This window comes from Actinomyces polynesiensis, assembly GCF_000820725.1.
Taxonomy (GTDB): domain Bacteria; phylum Actinomycetota; class Actinomycetes; order Actinomycetales; family Actinomycetaceae; genus Pauljensenia; species Pauljensenia polynesiensis.
In genome coordinates, this window is the sequence record NZ_CCXH01000035.1 from 1 (window position 1) to 2,883 (window position 2,883).

A 2,883-nucleotide genomic window follows, 5' to 3' on the forward strand; every position below is an offset into this window, starting at 1 on the left:
TCCGGCGGTGTCGCGGACGACTATGCCGGCCACGATTTCGGGGGTAGCGTCGACTGGGTCGACGAGGAACCCGGTGAGGACGAGGACGCCTGGCAGCTCACCGGGCGCTGAGAGCAGTCGGATAGGAACAGGACTTCGATGAACGACGACAATGTCCACCGGCTGGACGAGGGACCGTCCGTCCCGCTGCTGAACCTGCCCAACGCGCTGACGGTGCTGCGCCTGGTGCTGGTGCCGGTCTTCGTGTGGCTGATGGTGCTCGAGGGCGACACGGCCCGTTGGTGGGCCCTCGCGGTGTTCGTGGTGGCCGCGGCCACGGACCAGCTCGACGGGCACCTCGCGCGCTCCTGGGGCCTCGTCACGGACTTCGGGCGGATCGTGGACCCGATCGCCGACAAGGCCCTCACCCTGGGTGCCTTCGTCATGCTGAGCGTGGACGGGTTGGTGCCGTGGTGGTTCACGGTGCTCGTCGCCGTGCGTGAACTCGGCATCACGGCCCTGCGGGCGGTGCTGCTGCGCCGCGGGATCGTCGTGGCGGCCAACAGCGGTGGCAAGCTCAAGACCGTCCTCCAGATGCTCTTCATCTTCCTCATGCTGCTGCCCTGGGGATCCTTCCTCGCGGAGGGCCCCGCCGGAGCCGTCCGCATCGCGGCGTGGGTGGTGGGCGGCGCGGCCCTGGCGCTGACCCTGTGGTCCGGGGGCGTCTACGTCGTGGAGGGCGCCCGCCTCATGCGCGCCACCCGCGCCGACGGCACCCCGGCCCAGGGCGGGACACAGGATTGAGTCGAGGGGACGCAAGTCACAGGTGTCCACGGGCGGCCCGGGAATAGCCGGGGGTCGTCCCGCGTTGGAATGGACATGAAGACCCAGATGAACGCCCGCAGGGCCCCCGGCCGGACGGCCCCGGTCCCGGTGGCCCGGTCCGTGACCAACCACTCGGTGGATGATCTGCGGATGCGAGCCGCCAATGTCAAGGGTTACAGTCGCCCCATGGCGACCACGATGACCCCGCCCCTCCTCCGCACGGAGATCGGAGACGTCCTGCGCTCACTCAGGCAGAGCCAGGGACGTACCCTCCGTGAGGTGTCCTCGCAGGCCCAGGTGTCCCTCGGGTACCTCTCCGAGGTCGAGCGCGGACAGAAGGAGGCCTCCTCCGAACTGCTCGAGGCCATCACCGGCGCCCTCGGTGTGCCCCTGTGGTTCGTCCTGCGTGAGGTCTCGGACCGCATGTCCGACGCCGATGGAGGGTTCGTGCCCGACACGGTGCCGGACGACCTCATGCCCGTCGCGCTGATCAGCTGACGCGGCGGTGAAGCTCTCCGAGTTCTGGAACGCCCTGGAGACGGTCTACGGACCGGCTCTGGGGCGTTCCCTCGTCGTCGACCTCTACCTGCCCCCGATCGGGGCGACGGCCTCCGAGGCGCTCAGTGCCGGGCAGGACCCCGATGCCGTGTGGGCCGCTCTCGTCGCCGAGACGGGCAGGGGTGAGGAGGCCCGCTGGGTCCACCGCCGGGATCCGAGGAAGGACCGTCGGCGCAGCCGGGACTGAGCCCGGAGGCACTTCCCCCGTGTCCCCGGCACTCCCGGCGTGTCACCGTGCGTCGAACAGGTGTTCCACATACTGTGTCCACTGATGCGACAGGAGTCCGTCCGCGTCCACAGGGCGCACGAGGGCGGACCCCAGATGCCGATGGTCGGGCATACCGTCATCCAGGAACCCCGGGGAGGGGATCTCCTGACCACAGACCAGCCGAGCACATCGGGCCGGAGAGGCCCTGGACCGAGGAGGACACGATGGCGAAGGACACGACGCGCAAGGGCGGCGGGAACGACCGCAACAAGGCGCTCGAACTGGCCCTGTCACAGATCGACAAGCAGTTCGGCAAGGGCTCCGTCATGAGGCTGGGTGACGACTCACGACCCCCCGTCCAGGTGATCCCCACCGGCTCCCTCGCCCTGGACGTGGCTCTCGGCATCGGAGGCCTGCCCCGGGGACGTGTCGTCGAGGTCTACGGACCCGAGTCCTCCGGCAAGACCACCGTCGCCCTGCACGCGGTGGCCAATGCGCAGAAGGCCGGTGGCAACGCCGCCTTCATCGACGCCGAGCACGCCCTCGACCCCGTCTACGCCCGGGCCCTGGGGGTGGACACCGACGCGCTCCTGGTCTCCCAGCCCGACACCGGCGAGCAGGCGCTCGAGATCGCCGACATGCTGATCCGCTCCGGCGGCATCGACATCATCGTCATCGACTCCGTCGCCGCCCTCGTCCCCAAGGCCGAGATCGAGGGGGAGATGGGTGACTCCCACGTGGGTCTGCAGGCCCGTCTCATGAGCCAGGCCCTGCGGAAGATCACCGGGGCGCTCTCCGCCACGGGCACAACCGCGATCTTCATCAACCAGCTGCGCGAGAAGATCGGCGTCTTCTTCGGTTCCCCCGAGACCACGACGGGCGGAAAGGCGCTGAAGTTCTACGCCTCGGTCCGCATCGACGTGCGTCGCATCGAGACCCTCAAGGAGGGTGGACAGCCCGTCGGCAACCGCACCCGCGCGAAGGTCGTCAAGAACAAGATGGCCCCTCCCTTCAAGCAGGCCGAGTTCGACATCGTCTACGGCAAGGGCATCTCGCGGGAGGGCTCGATCATCGACATGGGCGTGGACAACGGGATCATCCGCAAGTCCGGCTCCTGGTTCACCTACGGGGACGACCAGCTCGGCCAGGGCAAGGAGAACGTCCGCCAGTTCCTGGTCGACAACCCTGAGCTGGCCGATGAGATCGAGGACCGCATCCTCACCGCCCTGGGCATCGGCACCGCCCCGGAGGAGGGCACCCCAGCCGAGGAGCCCGCCGGCGGAGCCGCACGGGTCGCCGCGGCGGCGATCGAT

General features: G+C 69.3%; 4 protein-coding genes. All 4 read left to right on the top strand.

The window, feature by feature from the left end; all coding sequences use genetic code 11:
* Positions 1–138: 138 nt before the first annotated feature.
* Positions 139–783 carry a CDP-diacylglycerol--glycerol-3-phosphate 3-phosphatidyltransferase gene (pgsA, locus tag TA90_RS01295; RefSeq protein WP_043534219.1) on the top strand — a complete coding sequence of 215 codons (645 nt, stop codon included), beginning with the start codon at positions 139–141 and terminating at the stop codon, positions 781–783.
* Between the two features lie 171 nt (positions 784–954).
* Positions 955–1,302, top strand: a complete 348-nt coding sequence (locus TA90_RS01300) for a helix-turn-helix domain-containing protein (RefSeq protein WP_407921572.1) — start codon at positions 955–957, stop codon at positions 1,300–1,302.
* Between the two features lie 7 nt (positions 1,303–1,309).
* Positions 1,310–1,549 (top strand): DUF3046 domain-containing protein, encoded by a 240-nt coding sequence (locus TA90_RS01305; RefSeq protein WP_043534220.1) that lies wholly within the window; start codon positions 1,310–1,312, stop codon positions 1,547–1,549.
* A 245-nt stretch (positions 1,550–1,794) separates the two neighbouring features.
* Positions 1,795–2,883, top strand: a 1,089-nt coding sequence (gene recA / locus TA90_RS01310; RefSeq protein ID WP_052450353.1) for a recombinase RecA, incomplete at its 3' end; no start/stop codon positions are given.

Bases quoted from the DNA above. Each gene is read 5' to 3' on its own strand.
- pgsA (WP_043534219.1), top strand. From the start codon at position 139: ATGAACGACGACAATGTCCACCGGCTGGACGAGGGACCGTCCGTCCCG.
- TA90_RS01300 (WP_407921572.1), top strand. From the start codon at position 955: ATGCGAGCCGCCAATGTCAAGGGTTACAGTCGCCCCATGGCGACCACG.